The following is a 17,829-nucleotide window of genomic DNA, read 5'->3' on the forward strand; positions in this document are numbered from 1 at the left end:
TTTTAACTATTAGTCTCAGTGAAAATGAAAAGCTCATCAAGCAAGTAGAAGAAAAAGATCAAAGAAATCATAGTGAACATCTTGATCCTATGATTGATAAACTTTTAAAAGATTGTAATTTATCTTTGAATCAAATTGATCGCTTTGCAGTTGCAATAGGTCCAGGTTCATATACTGGACTTAGAATTGGAATTACTACTATGAAAATGTTTGCTAGCATTTTAAATAAAGAGATAGTAGGAATTTCTACGCTACAAGCTTTAGCAGCCAATAAGCAAACTGCTGATAGTTTGACTTTGGTTTGTTTAGATGCAAGAAATGATAATTTCTTTGCAGGAGCTTATACAAATGGAACAGAAGTAATTCCAGATGGACATTATAGTTTGGAAGCATTATTAAAAGATCTTAAAATTGTTTTAGCTGATAAAAATATTCAGAAACTAATTATTTTAGGTTCTGGAATGGATAATCATAAAGACTTGCTAAATAGCCTTTCTTGTGACATTATTTGGGGTAATGAAGAAGAAAATCTGGTTCATGCTAGCCAAATTGCTAAGTTAGCATTAACCAGTGAAGTTATAGATGCAGATCAACTTGTACCACGCTATTTGAGACGAACACAAGCTGAAATGGATTGGCACAAGAAGACTGGTAAGCCGTTTGAACCAGATAGTAATTATGTTGAAGAAGTTTAGGCATTTTTTTAAAGAAGAACCAGAAGTTAATTTAAATTTCACACCATATGTGATTAATCTTGCAGGGCGAACTATGCAAGTTATGCAAGCTAGTGAAATGAATATACCAGATTTGTTAGAATTAGAAAAAAAGGTATATCAAGGGAAACAACCTTGGTCATCATTTTCATTTGCTAGTGAACTACGCAAAAAGCATAATTCTTTATATTTAGTTATTTATGATAAGGCTCAACTAGTAGGTTTTATTGGAGGAAGATTTATTCCTTGTGAGGGTCATATTACCAATATAGCTGTTGCCCCAGCTTATCAAGGCCAAGGAATTGGTCATTATTTAATAAACTTGATAATTGAAATCGCTAAGAAAAATGGTGCAGCGCAAGTTAGTCTTGAAGTAAGAGCTGACAATGAACCTGCACAAAAAATATATAAAAGCTTAGGTTTTGAAGCTCAATTCGTTCGGACAGGGTATTACCAAGATGATCATATGGATGCTATAAATATGGTCTTACATCTTGAAGGGAAAGAAGATACAAAGTGACAGATAAAAAGGATATTCGAATTTTAGCTTATGAAAGTTCATGTGATGAAACTTCAACTGCGGTTATTAAGAATGGCCGTGAAATTGAAAGTTTAGTTGTTGCTACACAGATAAAATCACATCAACGGTTTGGCGGAGTAGTTCCAGAGGTAGCTTCTCGACATCATATTGAAGTAATCACTCAAATTACTAAAGAAGCATTAAGTGAAGCAAAAGTCACTTGGAATGATATAGATGCAATCGCAGTGACTTATGGGCCAGGTCTAGTTGGAGCCCTTTTAATTGGTGTTAGTGCAGCAAAAGCTGCAAGTATGGCTACAGGGATTCCTTTAATCGGTGTTGATCATATTATGGGTCATATTATGGCTGCTCAACTTGAAGATGAAATAGAATATCCAGCCTTAGCTTTACAAGTATCTGGTGGGCATACAGAATTAGTTTTGATGCATGATCCGATTAATTTTGAAATTATTGGTGATACTCGTGATGATGCAGCTGGAGAAGCTTATGATAAAATTGGTCGAGTTCTAGGTGTTAATTATCCAGCTGGAAAAACTATTGATACCTGGGCTCATCAAGGAAACGACACTTTCAATTTCCCTAGAGCGATGCTTGAAGATGATGATTATGATTTTTCATTTTCAGGACTCAAGAGTGCTTTTATTAATACATGTCATCATGCAGATCAAATTGGTGAAAAGCTTGATAAATATGATTTAGCTGCTAGTTTTCAAGCCGCAGTTGTTGATGTTTTAAGTCATAAGACAATTCGGGCAATCAAAGAATTCAAGCCTAAAACTTTTGTTTTAGGTGGTGGTGTGGCAGCAAACCGAGGTTTACGTGAACGTTTAGAAGCAGAAATTGGTAAGTTAGATACTAAACCAAAGGTAATTATTCCGCCAATGAAATTATGTGGTGATAACGCTGCGATGATAGGTGCAGCTGCATATAATTTATATAAAGCAGGTAAATTTAGTGGATTAGATTTAAATGCAGATCCTTCGCTTGAATTGCCATACGCTGATGCAATTTTAGATAGATAAAAAAGCTGCTTTGTCAACTATTATTGATGAAGAATAATTTTAAGAATCAAGCCATTTATATAGCTTGATTCTTTTTTTGATCTTTTTGTTTTATAGTTGTTGACAATAAACTAACATGTGATACACTAAGCGTGTAATAAATAAATCAACAAGTAAAAAGAGAGAGGTAAAAATATGAAGTATGCAATTACTGCAGCAACAGGTAATTTTGGACAAGTAGCTGTTAAGCTCTTAAATAAGTTAGTTGGGGAAGATAACGTTATTGTTGTTGCTAGAAACTTAGAAAAAGCAAAAAAATTATTTCCAAATAATGAAGTACGTCAAGGTGATTATGATGACAAAGATGCTATGATTAAGGCATTAACAGACGTTGATAAAGTGCTATTTATTTCTTCACAACCAGGTGGCAAGGTTGATCGTGCAACAGCACAAAAGAATGTAGTAGATGCATTAGTTAAAAATAATGTTAAATTTGTTGCTTATACGAGTTTTCCTAAAGCTGAGAATTCCGATAACTGGCTTGCAAGTGATCATAAGATAACAGAAGAAGCTATTAAAAAAGCCGGACTTCATCATTCTTTCTTGCGTAATAATTGGTATCTTGAAAATGAAATGGGCTTTTTACAAAGTGGTGCAAATAAGCAAGCGGCACTTTACTGGGCAAAGGGCTATGCTGGATGGGCTTTAGAGCGTGAATATGCTGAAGCTGCAGTAAATGTTTTAACAGCAGAAACTTCAAAAGAAATTTATGAATTTTCAGGTAAGCGTGCCAACTATGAAGATTTAGGTCATGCATTGCAGGCTGCAACTGGAAATAACTTTGAAATTAAGCATGTGAGTCAAGATGAATATGTGAAGTATCTTGAAAATACTGGGTTAAAACCTGAAATGGCAACTTTATTTGCATCATTTGAACAACCAATTTATGATGGGGCACTTGATGAAGATACAACCGATTTAGCTGATGTTTTAGGTCATTCAAGCTTATCTTTAGAAGCTGCAATTAAAGAAATACTTGCACGTTAAAAATTAACAAGTTAGAATAAGTGACATGAAGTATTCTTATAAATTTAGTGATGCTATTCACTTACTCAGCTACTTAGAAATTTTTAAAAATGGGGATTTATCTAGTAAGGCAATTGCCGCTAGTATTGAGTCAAATCCAAGTATTATTAGACAATTAATGTCAGATTTACGCAATGTAGGTTTAATTGAAACTAGGCAGGGGAAAGCAAGTGCCAAATTAACTAGAAAGCCAAGTGCTATTACTTTGTTTGAGATTTATATGGCAATAGATATGGATCATGAATTAATTCATGTTGATCCCCAAACTAATCTTAAATGTCCAGTGGGGCGTAATATTCAAACAAGTTTAAATGGATTTTATGAACAGATTCAAAATAGTGCTTTTAATCAGATGAAGGCAATAACTTTGCAAGATGTTATTGATGACATTTTAGAAAAAGAAAAAATGTATTAAGTTAAAACCACTCATTTTTTATAACTGGGTGGTTTTTGTTTGGGATTAAATTTTGCTGTGCTATAATACTTCATAATTTAAATTACATTGTGAGGTGTCAGTTATGAAAGTAAAAAAAGTTGCGATTGTCAGCCTATCAAGTGGTGTTTTAGGTGAAGATGCAGTATCCCATGAACGAAAATTAGGCTTAAAAAGACTAAAAGATTATGGCTTAAAGGTAGAGTTTATGCCCCATAGTTTAAAAGGCATAGACTATATCAAGAAACATCCTGAAAAACGAGCTGAAGATTTACTAGCTGCCTTTAGAGATGATTCAATTGACATGATTTTATGTGCAATTGGTGGGGATGATACTTATAGATTATTGCCATATTTCTTTGAACATGATGAATTAAAGGAAGCTGTTAAGCAAAAAAGCTTTTTAGGATTTTCTGATACTACCAAAAATCACTTCATGCTCAATAAAGTGGGACTAAAAACTTTTTATGGACAAGCCTTTTTAACTGATGTCTGTGAATTAGATCGAGAAATGTTGCCATATAGTAAGAGCTATTTTGAAGAACTAATAAGTACAGGTACTATTAAAGAAATTCACCCAAGTGATGTTTGGTATGAAGAAAGAAGTGACTTTAGCAGGCAAGCAGTTGGCAGTCCACGAATTAGCCATAAAAATACAGGTTTTGAACTTTTAAGAGGAACAAAACAATTTAGTGGTGAAATTTTGGGAGGCTGTATTGAATCACTGTATGATTTTTTTGATAATTCACGCTATGAAGACACTGTCTCTTTAACTCAAAAATATCATTTATTCCCTAGTCTTGATGAATGGCGAGGAAAAATTTTACTCTTAGAGTCCAGTGAAGCAAAATCTACTCCAGAAAAATATCGCAAAATGGTTCGAGCTTTAGCTAATTATGGTATTTTTGATGTAGTTAATGGAGTTTTGGTAGGACAACCACAAGATAAAGTATATTATGAAGAATATAAGGATATATTACTTGAAGAGATTAAGAATGCTGACTTACCAATTGTATATAACTTAAATATTGGACACAGTACACCACGCTGCATTATTCCTTTTGGGATTAAGGCAGAAGTGGATATGAATCAACAGGTAATTAAATTTTATTAGAAATGGAATAAGTATGGATTTTAAAGCTAGCTTGCCTCAAGGAATTAGTGCAAGCCTGTTATCAGAACAGGATTTATTCCAAATTTATAAACTTTGTCAGACTCAGCCACAATATTTTAAGCAAATGGGGCAAATTTTGAGTTATCAACATTTAAAACATCTGTTAACAGCCTTGCCGGATAGTGGTTTGTCACAAGATTCAAAGCAGTTTTGGGGCTTTTGGAAAGGTAAAGAATTGATAGCTTTTTGTGAATTGATTTTAAAATTTCCAGAAGAAGATGCTGCAATAATTGGATGGTTTATGGTGAAAAAATCAGCTACTGGTCGTGGATTAGGAAGTGCATTAATTAGGTCTCTAAAAATGCATTTAGTAAATTTCAAGATTAAAGAAATAATTTTAAGTTATTCTGATAAAAATTATTCAGGTAAACATTTTTGGCAAGGACAAGGTTTTGAACCAACAGGAGAAATGGAAAAATACCCTGAAGTAACTATGATAACGATGTCTTGTAAATTGTAAACAATTTTTAGTTTATTTAAGTGAACCATCTTCTTCAAAAAGTGGTACATTTAAACTAACCTAGTTTTAGGTATTACTACAATCGAAAAGAGGAAACTACTATGAGTAAGTATGTTGTAGAACTAAATGAAGAAGATTTACAAATGTTGAAAGATTGCCATTCTAAGAATCCTTCAATTATGAAATCATTAAATGAAGCTAAAAAGGAAGATTAGTTAAAGAAAAAAGCACCAATTGGTGCTTTTTTCTTTAAATCTTTTCGCCGTAATATCTTTTTACTAGATAAAAAATAGGTAAACCTAAAACTACAAATCCCAAGAATAAAATAACTCCATGAAAATCATTGATTAACTCACAACTTAAAACAAAAACTCCGCCAGCGATTGCAACAATTGGGACTAGTGGATAAAGTGGTGTTGAGAATGGTCTGTTTTTGTTTTGTTTACGTAAAATAAAAATACCGAAAAAGGCAAGTAAATAAAAACAATAAACAGTAAACACACATAAATCTGATAGACGATCTGGATTGAAAAATAACATCATTGCAAAAGCTAGTATTGAAACAAAAATAGTTGCATTTATTGGGGCTTTGCCTTTTTTACTTAAAAAGGCTAAAGATTTTGAAAAAGGAATATCCTTTCTTTCTGCCATTGCAAAGACTATTCGTGGAAATGTTAACATCTTACCATTTAAAGTTCCAAGCATAGAAATAATAATTCCAGCTGACATTAATTTACCACCAATTGGGCCAAAGGCTTTTGTAGTCATATAAGCAGGAGCATTTTCGCCGAGCTGATGAATTAGTTCAGCTGGTAAAAAGCGTAAAATTCCAATAGTAATTAATGTATAGATAATCAAGACACAAGTAATCCCTAAAATGATGGCTTTAGGAAGTAATTTTTGAGGATTCTTCATTTCGCCACCTAGATTAGCAATTAAAATCCAACCATCATACCCGAATAAAGTTGCTAGAACCGCTACACCAAAATTCCCAGTAGATTGGTTAATTTCAGTCATTGTTTGTCCTAGTGCATTTTGATTTCCCCAGAAAAGTCCAAAAATAATGATAGCAGCGATAGGAATTAACTTACCTAAAGTTGTTACTACAGAAAAAAGAACACTAATTTTGTTTTCTAAAAGATTCATTAGTCCAATTAAAACTATACAACTAACAGCAAAAGGAATACGCCATTCAGTTCCTAATCCAAAGAAGTTGGTTAGCAAAATACTCATAAAACCAGCAACTGATGCAATGATTGCAGGACCATAAACTATTATTTGCATCCAACCAGCTAAAAAACCAGCAATTCTTCCGTAAATATTTTCAATATAAATATAAAGACCACCGGTGTATGGCATTTGTGCGCCAATTTCTGCAATGGTTAAACCACCGGCTAAAGTAATAATCCCACCTAAAATCCAAGCCAAAATTGCTAATGTTGAATTTCCAGCACTATCTAAAACTGATCCTTGTTTGAAAAAAATTCCGGAACCAATAATTGTTCCAATAACAATTGAAATTGCAGATCCAAAACCGAGTGAGCGTTTTAAATGCTCTTTAGGCTGTTGTTTCATCTTGTTACTCCATTCTCTTGGCAATAAAAAACGACCCTTTCATTGGTTAAGTTACTATAACTTAGTGGTTGAAAGAGTCGGTAGTAATATCTTAAATTTGAAAATACCAAATTACCCAACCACAGCTATCAATGAGGTTGAGGAAAGGGAGTTATTTAATTGAGAATGACTAATTTTAATCATTTATTATCCCTCCTGGTATTAATTTATTTAAGAATATCATATCTAAAAACTAGGGTGCAAGTAATAAGCGAAGGAAATTATTCCCAACCTTCTACCGCAACTAAAGTAGTAAGAGTGGCTCCATAGTAATCATTTTTAGGTAAAGCTTTGCTGAAAATATATTTTTGGCTGACGAATAGGTTGTCATAGCCTTGGCCACGATATTGATTGACTGCATAAAAGATTGGAGCACTAAAGCTAGGTGATTGATTTTTGACTAAGCGTTCACCATTTAACTTGTAGCCACCAAAGACATTGTATTGTTTAGAAAAGTAATGCAATATACGCTTCTCCACAAATTTTGCTTTGGGACTTTCACTTTTTGCTAACATAATTGGAACGCGACAAGCATTGTAGGCATAATAGCCATCATTTTTTCCGGCAATTGTTTTTGGTGCAACTGGTTTGGCATAATTTCTTCCTACCCAAGCAAAATCAGGAACTAATCCTGCTTTATGTTGTTTTGATAATTTTACTAATTTTTCTAGCATGGAGTCTTGGACAGCATACCATTGTTTATTCCCAGTCGTTTTAGCTAAGTTAGTAAAAACAAAAGGCAATACGTCAGAAGTTCTCATTAAGTTGGCATAGTAAGAATCTAATCTAACCCAATCCCCCGTTGTTAAGGCGCCAGTTTGTGGATTATACTCGTAACGTAAAATATCATTGGCTAGTTTTGCTTCTAGACTATGGTAATAGTTTGCTTTTTGCGGCCATACTTTAGCAGCTGTATTTAAAGCAGTGGCGATATATAAGTCGCCATCAGTAGCGCTATTGTATTCACTGACCCACTTACCATGATGGTTATAATATTGCTTCCACTGCATTAAACTAACTTTTTGAGTATGGTGGTCACCTACGTAGTCTTGATGTGCAAGATAATAATTTAGTAACTTATCAAATTCCGTCTCACTTGCCCAACCGCGTTTACCAGCTTTAGCTGTAATAATTAAGCCAAATCCTTGTGCTTCAGATAATGCAACAGGGTGCTTGTTTGTTCCAGCATTGACAAATACTTGATTTGAGTTCTTAGTAACTAAATAATTCTTTTTCCAATCTTGATATGTTTTTATCTGTATTTGTTCAGGATTTTTAGTTCTAATAAAGTAAAAAGTCGCAATATAATTTGCAATAATGATCGGTAAAATTACCCACATGATTTTTTGCTTCATGATATCCTCCATTAATCATTAAAACGCCGCGTTTTAACCCAAACAGTTTTATTTCTGTGAAAAAGATCATCTAATATAACGGAGCAAACTGCATGAACAGAAACTATGATAAATAATTGTGAATAAGTAAAGTATGAAGCTAATCCAAGCCATATTTGGTGAGTGGTTGCTTGACCATACTGAGTTGACATAGCAGTATTGATTTGCAATAAATATAAAATAATCATGAACAACCAATTGAGTAGTAATAATTGTGTGATTAAAATATTACTTTCTCCAAAGGTAAACGGAATTTGAAACTCTGGATTAAATAGACGAATAATTAAGGCGATGACATTAGAAAAGAAAATCCAATCGGATAAAATAATAGCAGCATTAAACCAAAAGAAAGTACATGAATAATATAATGTTTCTAGTTTTACTCGCCAATTAGAGCAATCAAATAAATGAACAAAGTTATTAATGACCACTTGATAATTTCCCTTAGCCCAACGTAAGCGTTGGAAATAATAGTCATGTAATCGCTCAGGTTCTTGTTGAAACGCTTCGGAATTATATGCTAAGGCAATTAATTTACCTGATTGCATAATTTTAAATGAAATATCTGTATCTTCAGTTAAGGCTCCATTACGCCAACCACCGATTTCTTTAACAAAGTTTCGTTGGATTATGAAGTTAGTTCCAGGAATACGGCCAATTTGGAATAAATGCCAAATTCCACAATGTTGGATACGTTGGGTAACAACAATTTCTTGATTAATACAACGAGTTAAGAAATTTTGTTCAGCATTTCTTGTTTTATTACGTCCGAAAACTGCCACATATTTTTGCGGATTTTCAAGTGCTTTTCTAACTAGGAAGTATAGTGCATTTTTTTCTGGCATTGCATCAGCATCATAAACTGCTAAGTAGTCACCTTTGGCAATTTTCAAGGCATCATTCAATACGCCAGCTTTACCACCAGTACCTTTGCGCTCAATAATTTGAATATGATAACCATTTTTTTGTGCTGATGCTGTCACTGACCGCATGACATCGGCAGTTTTATCTACACAATTATCGGCATAAAGTAATAATTCTAACTTATCTTTAGGATAATTTAAGTCTAATAAAGCTTGAGTAGTTTGGGCAATTACTAATTCCTCATTATGAGCAGGAACAATAATTGAAATTTTAGGATATTTTTTTAGTGGTTTTACATCAACCAAGACTTTTGATTGCTTTAACCAAAAGTGTGTTGCTCCACCAAGTGTAATCATTGACATCAATATTGAGAGCCAGATTGAAATAAGAGTTATTATCATCAATACTTCGCTAAGCATTTTGTTCCTCCTTTTCGTAGGAACTTTCTTTACTTAGAATTGTTTTTTCTACTCTAAAATAAATGACCCACTGACATACTAATAAGATGATGATTAATATTGCAAAAAGAATCGTAATGACATCGGCTAAAATAAAGAAGAAATTAACCATTTATTTCAGCCCCCTTTAAGTATTCAACAACTAAGTCAGTTTCCATATCACGGGTCAAGTGACGTAAAGCGTGTTCTAATTCGGTATATGAACTTACATTAGTTTGATCTACTTTTAAGGTACCCCATTTAAATTGAGGATTGTGGTTTTCAACCTCTAATGCTTCTAGAGCTTGTTTAGTTTGCCTATTTTTATATATATAAGTATCTTCAGCTAAGGCATATGAAATAATCAAAAAAGTTGAATTGCCAATATAATATAGTTGTTCAGATGGAAAGCGCAATTGCTTTAAAACTTTTGAAATTCGTCTTAAAACAGTTTTGTATTCAATATCATGAAATTGCTTAAATTGGTTACTATGAACCCAATGAACAGTTGCTAAGTGAATACGCAAGTTGGCTTCTTTTTCATTAGCAATAAATTTTGCTTCTTTGTGATATAGTTTTGCGGCATTATATGTCGTTTGTAATTTTACAACTGGATCATAATGTGAGAGGTAGCTTTCGATTGCGTTGCGATCACGGTCAATCCAGCCCCAATGTCCAATGATTGTTTTAGCTAAAGCTGTAAGAGAAGCAACTAAAGGATAGGTAAGTAATAAAAGAATTTTTTGGGAATTATCGATAACAACGTAACCGATAAGTAAAATAGCTGCTCCTATAGTAGTTAACCCGATAATTAACCAGGTAATTAAGATTGTAGGGATTAAACTACCAGTAATAACTCCTAAAATAATTAATATTGCAGTTGAACTTAATACGAGTGGAGAAGCTAACCCAGCTAACCACATTAAAGCAGTGCATATGCATATAACTGCAGCTAGTGCTGTAATTCCAGCACTAACTAAATGTTTACGAATCATAATTGTTTATTTCCTCCATAAAACGTTAATCCCGTCCCCTAAACGGATAATTATAGAAAAATAAACAACCCCCTAAAAACATTATTTTACGTTAAAAAGTATATATGTAAATAAATATTTACTTTGTTTTAATAAAATAGTTGGCGGTATTTATAACTACATAATTAATTGAAAGGATAATTATAACCCAATAGTTAGAAAACGTTTAACTCCATGGGGGGGGTAAGGTTCAGGCTGTATACCACATTGAAATAAGTAGCCAAATGTATTAATATTGTCTTAGATGAATAAATATATATAGAAATGTATTGGGAGGAATAATAATGCTTTCTAAAAATAATAAAAAGATGAGGGCCATGAAAATGGCTACTGATCGACAACAACACTTTTCTTTGAGAAAGTTAAGTGTGGGGCTAGTTTCTGTGTTAATGGGGACCACAGTTTTTTTAACTAGCCAATCAATTACAGCGAAGGCTGATACTTTACCAGTTACTACTTCTTCAACAAGTTCTTCAGCTGATAATACAAGTCAGGAAGCAAGTTCAGAAAGTAGTGCAACTAATGAAAGTAAAGTAGCATCATCTTCTTCACAATCAACAGAAAGTGAAGCAAGTACTAGTCAATCAAGCAATAATAGCCAAAATACTAGTAAAGATGAAGTAGCTACTAATCAAGCAACTTCTGCTGAAAGTAGCAACACTGATAGTCAAGTAGCTAACAATAATACAACTGAATTAAAGGTAAGTGGGACAGAAAGAGCTGCAAATACCGATGCTTTGGCTGAAAGTAAAGCTACTAATGATGCGTCTGTTCAAGAAGTTTCTAATTGGAATGACTTTGATAGGGCATTAAGAAATTCTACGATTTCTACTATTAACATAAATGCAGATTTTAGCAGTAATAATTATCAAAATAATGTAAGTCGTTATAATATTGCTTCACGTACATTAACGATTAATGGTAATGGCCATACTGTAGACATGGGATCAATTGGTTATTACATGAACCCTGCTGGTAATAAAACTGCAGATTGGACTATTAATAATGGTACTTTCTTTTCAAAGAGTGCTACTGGACCTTTTGCTTTCTTGACAGGTTATGACAGAAATTCCAAGATTGCTGAAGCTAGCGGTGCAGTTCACAGAATTACCTTAAATGATGTAACAATTTATGCTGGCCAAGCTGCATATGCTGTAAACGCAGAAATTGTTCTTTCTGGTACTGACAACTTAAATTCTGGTGCATCTTACTATTCAACACTTGCTAACAAGACTATATATACCGAAACTGGTGGTAACAGATCTGGTGTTGAAGCGCAATGGATTACTATTAGTCCAAATGCTAATGTAACAGTTAACACAGACCATGGTGCAGTTTTAACAACTGAACGTTCTGATAGTAACAATCGTAAAATTGAAGTTGGTGAAAACGCCACTTTAAACGCTAATTATTTACATACAACTTATGGTTTGCCAGATAATGGAACTAAAGTCGCAGTTTTATCAAATGGTGCTGACTACGGTACTGTGATTTTCCATGCAGGTTCAAATGCAACTTTCAGTATGCCTAACAATCGTGTCACTAACTTAAACGGTAATGGTAACTCTAGTTGGGGTGATGGCTCTGTTCTTTACTTAGGTGCTGCTAATACTACGATTGAAAAAGGCGCTACTGTAACTCTTAACAACCCTAAGGAAGCCCAAACTGATAACTCAATCTTCCTTCGTAATGACGGTACCCAATTAAATGTCTTTGGTAAGTTAATTATCAATGATGGCGCTCGTGACTATACTTTACGTATGGATAACAAGGTAACATTGAACGTTGGTCAAAAGCTTAGTGATAGCGATTTTAGCACTGATAATGGTCAAATGATTATTAACCGTGATGGTGACTTCTATTTGAACAACGATGGTGGTGCTCTTTCACTTTGGGGACCAATTACTGTCAATGTTAATTCTGGTGCTCGTTTAGAAGTTAACTCAACTGGTATCAACAACGTAAGAGGTTCTGGGAATAGCCAAGCACTTTTAAGAGTTGGTGGCAGTAGCAAATTAAATGTTTACAAGCGTGGTACTTTTATTTTAAGAGATAGTAGTAACGGTACTTTATCATTAGTTAACCAATATGGTGCAAATGGTAACTTTAATTTCGATAACACTGCTGACGTAATTTTTGATATTAGTCAAAATGGCAGTAAAAACAGTCGTATCTTCTCATTACCTGGTCAATTAGTAGCAACTAACGACTCAGTACGTGCAATGCTTAACCCAACTTCAAGTATTACTAATATGGGTACTTTTAAGCGGGTTCAATTGCCATTAAATGGCTCAGGGACTATTACTGGTACCACTTTACACTCTGAATATCAACAAGCTGGTTATAACAACATTGTAAGTATTAACAATGCTATCAGAAACGGTCAATTACGTTACCTCGAATTCTCAACTCGTGAAGTTAACAAGCCATCAATTACTGGTGAAGGTCAAGGCTTTACTGACAACGGTGCACAATTAAAGGGTAGCGTTGTAGATGAATCTACTGATACTGGTGCTGTTGCGGTAGTTTACGATTCAAATAACAATGAATTAGGTCGCGGCAATGTTGATGATAATGGTAACTTTACTATTAACTTAGCTAAGCCACTCCTTAATAAAGAAGGTGTTCGCGTTAGAATCGAAACTCCACGTGGTGCTGGTGCATTTGCAACCACAGTTGCTCCTTTAGGACCTACTGTTAAGAGTCCAATTACTGTTGGTCGTGATCAAAACTTAGTTGGTCAAGATGCAAGTCAATACATTACTAATAAAGATGCTATTTCTAACTTGAAGCCAGGTTCTACTACTTTTACTGATTCTGATTACGAACCAACATTTAGCAAGGCTACTTGGAAGAGTGTTGACTTTGATAAGAAGCAAGGTGTTATCACTGTAACTTATAAAGATAACACCACTACTGACTTGACTGTTGACTTAAACGTTAAGGATGTAATTACTGACGCTGACAAGTACACTCCTGAAGCAGGCACTATTAAAGTTGATAATAGCCATAAATTAGATGGCGATGATGCATATGATGCAATCACTAATCACGATTCATTACCAGCTGACAAGACTACTGGCTACAATTGGGTAGTTGATGATACTCACCCAGCAGTTGATACTACTAAGCCTGGTGATCACAAGGGTTATGTTCAAGTAACTTATGAAGATGGTTCTAAGTCAGACCCAGTTGAAGTGACTGTTCACGTTATTGGGGACAATGAAAAATACAACGCAGTTTCTAAGACTTTAAATGTTAAAAAGAATGATACTGTAAATCCTGAAGATTTAATTGCTAACCGTGATGGGGATGCAAGCCAAGATGGTAAAACTTACACCAAGCTACCAGATGGTACTAAATATGACTGGCAAGGTACACCAATTTCTACTAAAGATGGTGGGGTAAAACGTGGTCAAGTTAAAGTAACTTATCCAGATGGAACAACTCAAGTAGTTGATGTTACTGTTAACGTTTATGAAGATGCTAACGTATCAACTGTAGTTGGTAAAGATATCAATGCTAAGTTGAATGAAGATTTAACTAATCGTGCAATTGACGCAATTGACAAGGATAAGTCAACTAATTTGCCAACTGATTCAAGTGCTTACACTTGGGCAAGCAAGGTTGATACTTCAACTAGCGGTGACAAGCCAGCAACTGTAGTGGTAACTTATCCGGATGGTTCACAAAACAGTGTTAATGTTACTGTTCATGTTATTAGTGATGCAGATAAGTATAAAATTATTACTCAAGACATTACTGTCCCAATAAACACTGATCTTACTAATCGTGCCAAAGATGGTATTGGCAATGCCGATAAGGCTTGGGGAACAACTCCACAGTTGCCAGACGGTACTACTTATGCTTGGGAAGGTGGAGTACCTAATACTAGTGTAACTAACAAGAAGATAGGCCATGTAAAAGTAACATTTCCAGATGGAAGTTCCCAAGTAGTTGAAGTAAATATTAATGTTACTGATAACCAAAAATCAGATGCTGAAAAGCATACTCTACAGCCAAATATTCAATATGCTTATGTTGGACAAGATATGAGCGATTCTAGTTATGCTAGAAAAGGTATTTTGAATGCTGATGAACAAACTGGGGCTACATTTAGATGGAGAAATGGATTCGTTCCAGATACTTCTAAGGCAGGCTGGACTACTGGTATTGTTGTAGTAACTTATCCAGACGGATCTATAAATGAACAAAAAGTTTGGGTAAATGTTCAAAGTGATGCTGATCGTTATCCAATTGAAACAACAACAATTACTGTAGCTAAAGGCACTAACATTAGTGATAAGAGCTGGGCAAGAAAGGGTGTTTACAACGCTGATCAAGCTGGTAAAGAAAATCCTCAATTGCCAGCCGGTACTGATGTGATTTGGTACAATGGTGCACCAGATACTTCTGCTCCTAAGCAAAAAGTTGGCTACGTTGAAGTAACATTCCCAGATAATAGTCACAAAGTTGTACCAGTTACTGTTATTGTCACTGATAATGGGGAATCAGATGCTGAAAAGAATCCAATTGAAGGCCAAGACTTTTCAGTTTATGTCAATGAAACTCCGGATCCTCAAAAGGGAATTAAGGATTTCGATACCATTAAGAATGTTAAGAGTGTTACTTGGAAGGGGAATAACACACCTGATACTTCAAAAGTTGGAGTTGTCCCAGCAACTGTTGTCGTAACTTACAACGATGATTCAAGCAACGAAGTAGCCATCAATATTACAGTAAAACAAATGGCTGATGACTATAATCCACAGGGTGGAACTATCAAGGCTAGCTTGCATGAAGATTTATCTGGTACAAATCGTGCAGAAGATGCAATTACAAATACAAGTGATATGCCAGATGGCACTACTTATGCTTGGAAAGAAAAGGTAGATACAGAAACAGCTGGTTCAAAACCTGCAACACTTATTGTTACTTTCAAGGATGGTTCTTCTAAGGAAGTTCCTGTAACTGTTCAAGTTTCTAGTCTTGCAAATGACTACAAGGATAAAATTGATGTGCGGACAGATACTAGAACAATTGTTGCTAAGTGGAAAGATGATATCAAGAACTATCCAGCAGTAGATGGTATTGCTAATGCTAAAACTGAAACTACAACTGATGGTAAGAACTATCCAAACCTAACTCCAGTTCTTAAAGATCAAAATCCTGATACTGCAATTGTTTGGAAGAGTGCACCTGATTTATCTAAGACTGGATTGACTACTGGAATTGCTACAATTACCTTTAAAGATGGTTCAACTAGGGATGTTACTATTCCAGTAATGGTTAAGTCAGAAGCTGATTTGAATACACCAGACGTACAAACAATTAAGATTAATTCTGGTGAAAGTCCAAAGGCAGAAGATGGTGTAGCTAACTTACATAAAGATGCTACTAATCCACAATTACCAGCAGGAACTGATGTTAACTTCGATAAGCAAACAGATGTTGATGACTTTGTAAAGCACGGCTTACCTGGTCAAACTAAAGAATTTTCAGCAACTGTAACTTATCCAGATGGTTCAAATGAAACAATCAGTATTCCAATTCATATAAATGCTGATAATGAAGTCTATACTCCTGTTACTCAAGGCATTAAAGCCGCAAAAGGTACTTTACCTGAAGCTAAAGCTGGTATTGCCAACTTGAAAGATTCCGTAAAACAAGATGATAAAACTATTTCAGCTTTACCTGACGGAACTAATGTTGTTTGGGCAAATCCAGGCCAAGTCATGAGTGAATTAGGTAAGATGACTACTGGACAAACTAAGGAATTGGATGCTGTAGTAATTTATCCAGATAAAACCACTGCTAACGTTAAAATTCCAGTAACTATTGCTAATGACGCTGATACTTATCCTATCGTTAAGCAACCTATCGTTTTACCAGATAGAACATTACCTGAAAATGCTGATGATGGATTAGCTAACCTACATAAAGCAATTGACTTTAAGACTCCACAACTTCCTGATGGCACTCATGCTGAATGGAAAGACAAGACTGCAGCTCAAGAAATTGTTAAGAATATGACTCCAGGTGATACAGTTTCAATTCCAGCAGATGTTGTCTTCCCAGACGGTTCAATTAAGAGTGAAGGTATGGATGTTATCGTTCACTTACATGGTCAAGCAGATGATGTTGATATTAAGACTCAACCAGTTGACTTGAACAAGGATGGTTCACTCCCAGACGCTAAAAAGGGTATTCAAGATGTTGATAATATTCCACATCTTAAACGAGTTGATTGGAGTAAAGATAAAGATGGTACTCCTGCTTCAGACTTGGTTAAGGGTATGAAACCAGGTGAAACTAGAGAAGTTCCAGCCACTGTAACATTTGATGATGGTTCAACTAAAGATGTAACTATCCCAGTACACATGCATGGTCAAGCAGATGACTATGATGTTCAAACACAAAAGGTAAATACTGATCACAATGGTCAATTACCTGAAAAAGCTAAAGATGGTATTAAGAACTATGATGAGTTACCAAAAGACACTACAGTGGAATGGGGTAAAGATGCTCAAAAGACAGTTGACCAAACTAAACCAGGTACTGATGTTGATGTTCCAGCAACTGTTACCTTCCCAGATGGTTCAAAGAAGGAAGTAACTATTCCAGTTCACAAGTATGGTATTAGTGATGATGCAACTATTACTCCTAAAAAGGTACCAACTGATGACGGTAGTTTGCCAGATGCTTCAGAAGGTATTGATCACGTAAGCTTTACCGATGGCCCAGATAAGACCCCAGCTCAAATTATTGCTGATGGTGGTCGAATTGAATGGGGCGATGATGCTGCAGATATGGTTAAGAACCTTAAGCCAGGTCAAAGTGTTGATGGTGTTCCAATTCGAGTAATATTCAGAGATGGTTCTGAAAAGAATGTTACTATAACAGTAAAACGTCCTGGTCAAGCAGATGAATATGGTGACAAGATAGAAACTCAAACTGTCAAGACAGATGACAAGGGCAAGTTACCAGCAACTGCCGATGATGGAATTAAGAACTTAGGTGACTTACCAGAAGGAACTCACGCAAGTTGGGGTGAAGGTGCACAAAACTTAGTAGACCA

12 protein-coding genes are annotated in these 17,829 nt (G+C 34.8%); 8 read left to right on the plus strand and 4 right to left on the minus strand.

What is annotated here, in order from left to right; translation table 11 throughout:
- The 7 genes from tsaB to ETI37_RS07330 all read left to right on the plus strand — a co-directional run.
- Positions 1–695 (plus strand): tRNA (adenosine(37)-N6)-threonylcarbamoyltransferase complex dimerization subunit type 1 TsaB (tsaB, locus tag ETI37_RS07300; RefSeq protein WP_143458505.1); only part of this gene is annotated, 695 nt, incomplete at its 5' end.
- Positions 679–1,233, plus strand: a complete 555-nt coding sequence (rimI, locus tag ETI37_RS07305) for a ribosomal protein S18-alanine N-acetyltransferase (RefSeq protein WP_006585792.1) — start codon at positions 679–681, stop codon at positions 1,231–1,233. The genes tsaB and rimI, both read left to right, overlap by 17 nt.
- Positions 1,230–2,276 carry a tRNA (adenosine(37)-N6)-threonylcarbamoyltransferase complex transferase subunit TsaD gene (gene tsaD / locus ETI37_RS07310; RefSeq protein ID WP_006585791.1) on the plus strand — a complete coding sequence of 349 codons (1,047 nt, stop codon included), beginning with the start codon at positions 1,230–1,232 and terminating at the stop codon, positions 2,274–2,276. Before rimI ends, tsaD begins: the two co-directional genes overlap by 4 nt.
- A gap of 174 nt (positions 2,277–2,450) precedes the next feature.
- On the plus strand, positions 2,451–3,302 hold the full coding sequence (locus tag ETI37_RS07315) for an NAD(P)H-binding protein (protein ID WP_006585790.1): 852 nt from the start codon (positions 2,451–2,453) through the stop codon (positions 3,300–3,302).
- A gap of 25 nt (positions 3,303–3,327) precedes the next feature.
- Positions 3,328–3,756: an Rrf2 family transcriptional regulator gene (locus tag ETI37_RS07320; protein ID WP_006585789.1), complete on the plus strand. Its 429-nt coding sequence runs from the start codon at positions 3,328–3,330 to the stop codon at positions 3,754–3,756.
- 103 nt (positions 3,757–3,859) lie between these two features.
- Entirely contained in the window at positions 3,860–4,888 is a 1,029-nt protein-coding gene (locus tag ETI37_RS07325; RefSeq protein ID WP_006585788.1) for a S66 family peptidase, read from the plus strand.
- A 13-nt stretch (positions 4,889–4,901) separates the two neighbouring features.
- Positions 4,902–5,408: a GNAT family N-acetyltransferase gene (locus tag ETI37_RS07330; protein WP_006585787.1), complete on the plus strand. Its 507-nt coding sequence runs from the start codon at positions 4,902–4,904 to the stop codon at positions 5,406–5,408.
- Positions 5,409–5,657: 249 nt separating this feature from the next.
- Here the strand turns inward: ETI37_RS07330 and ETI37_RS07340 are convergent, their stop codons facing one another.
- The 4 genes from ETI37_RS07340 to ETI37_RS07355 form a co-directional block, all read right to left on the minus strand.
- Positions 5,658–6,983 (minus strand): APC family permease, encoded by a 1,326-nt coding sequence (locus ETI37_RS07340; RefSeq protein WP_006585786.1) that lies wholly within the window; start codon positions 6,981–6,983, stop codon positions 5,658–5,660.
- Positions 6,984–7,243: 260 nt separating this feature from the next.
- A complete protein-coding gene (locus ETI37_RS07345; RefSeq protein ID WP_022091064.1) occupies positions 7,244–8,377 on the minus strand; it encodes a glycosyl hydrolase family 8 in 1,134 nt (377 codons plus the stop codon).
- An 11-nt stretch (positions 8,378–8,388) separates the two neighbouring features.
- Positions 8,389–9,699: a glycosyltransferase family 2 protein gene (locus tag ETI37_RS07350; protein WP_006585784.1), complete on the minus strand. Its 1,311-nt coding sequence runs from the start codon at positions 9,697–9,699 to the stop codon at positions 8,389–8,391.
- A gap of 143 nt (positions 9,700–9,842) precedes the next feature.
- Positions 9,843–10,712, minus strand: coding sequence for a hypothetical protein (locus ETI37_RS07355; protein WP_006585782.1), 870 nt, complete (start codon positions 10,710–10,712; stop codon positions 9,843–9,845).
- A 323-nt stretch (positions 10,713–11,035) separates the two neighbouring features.
- Between ETI37_RS07355 and ETI37_RS07360 the strand changes: the two genes are divergently transcribed.
- Positions 11,036–17,829 (plus strand): Rib/alpha-like domain-containing protein (locus ETI37_RS07360; RefSeq protein WP_143460227.1); only part of this gene is annotated, 6,794 nt, incomplete at its 3' end.

It is taken from the genome of Lactobacillus mulieris (assembly GCF_007095465.1).
Lineage (GTDB): Bacteria > Bacillota > Bacilli > Lactobacillales > Lactobacillaceae > Lactobacillus > Lactobacillus mulieris.

Bases quoted from the DNA above. Each gene is read 5' to 3' on its own strand.
- ETI37_RS07340 (WP_006585786.1), bottom strand. From the start codon at position 6,983: ATGAAACAACAGCCTAAAGAGCATTTAAAACGCTCACTCGGTTTTGGA.
- ETI37_RS07330 (WP_006585787.1), top strand. From the start codon at position 4,902: ATGGATTTTAAAGCTAGCTTGCCTCAAGGAATTAGTGCAAGCCTGTTA.
- ETI37_RS07325 (WP_006585788.1), top strand. From the start codon at position 3,860: ATGAAAGTAAAAAAAGTTGCGATTGTCAGCCTATCAAGTGGTGTTTTA.
- rimI (WP_006585792.1), top strand. From the start codon at position 679: ATGTTGAAGAAGTTTAGGCATTTTTTTAAAGAAGAACCAGAAGTTAAT.
- ETI37_RS07320 (WP_006585789.1), top strand. From the start codon at position 3,328: ATGAAGTATTCTTATAAATTTAGTGATGCTATTCACTTACTCAGCTAC.
- ETI37_RS07355 (WP_006585782.1), bottom strand. From the start codon at position 10,712: ATGATTCGTAAACATTTAGTTAGTGCTGGAATTACAGCACTAGCTGCA.
- ETI37_RS07350 (WP_006585784.1), bottom strand. From the start codon at position 9,699: ATGCTTAGCGAAGTATTGATGATAATAACTCTTATTTCAATCTGGCTC.
- ETI37_RS07315 (WP_006585790.1), top strand. From the start codon at position 2,451: ATGAAGTATGCAATTACTGCAGCAACAGGTAATTTTGGACAAGTAGCT.
- ETI37_RS07345 (WP_022091064.1), bottom strand. From the start codon at position 8,377: ATGAAGCAAAAAATCATGTGGGTAATTTTACCGATCATTATTGCAAAT.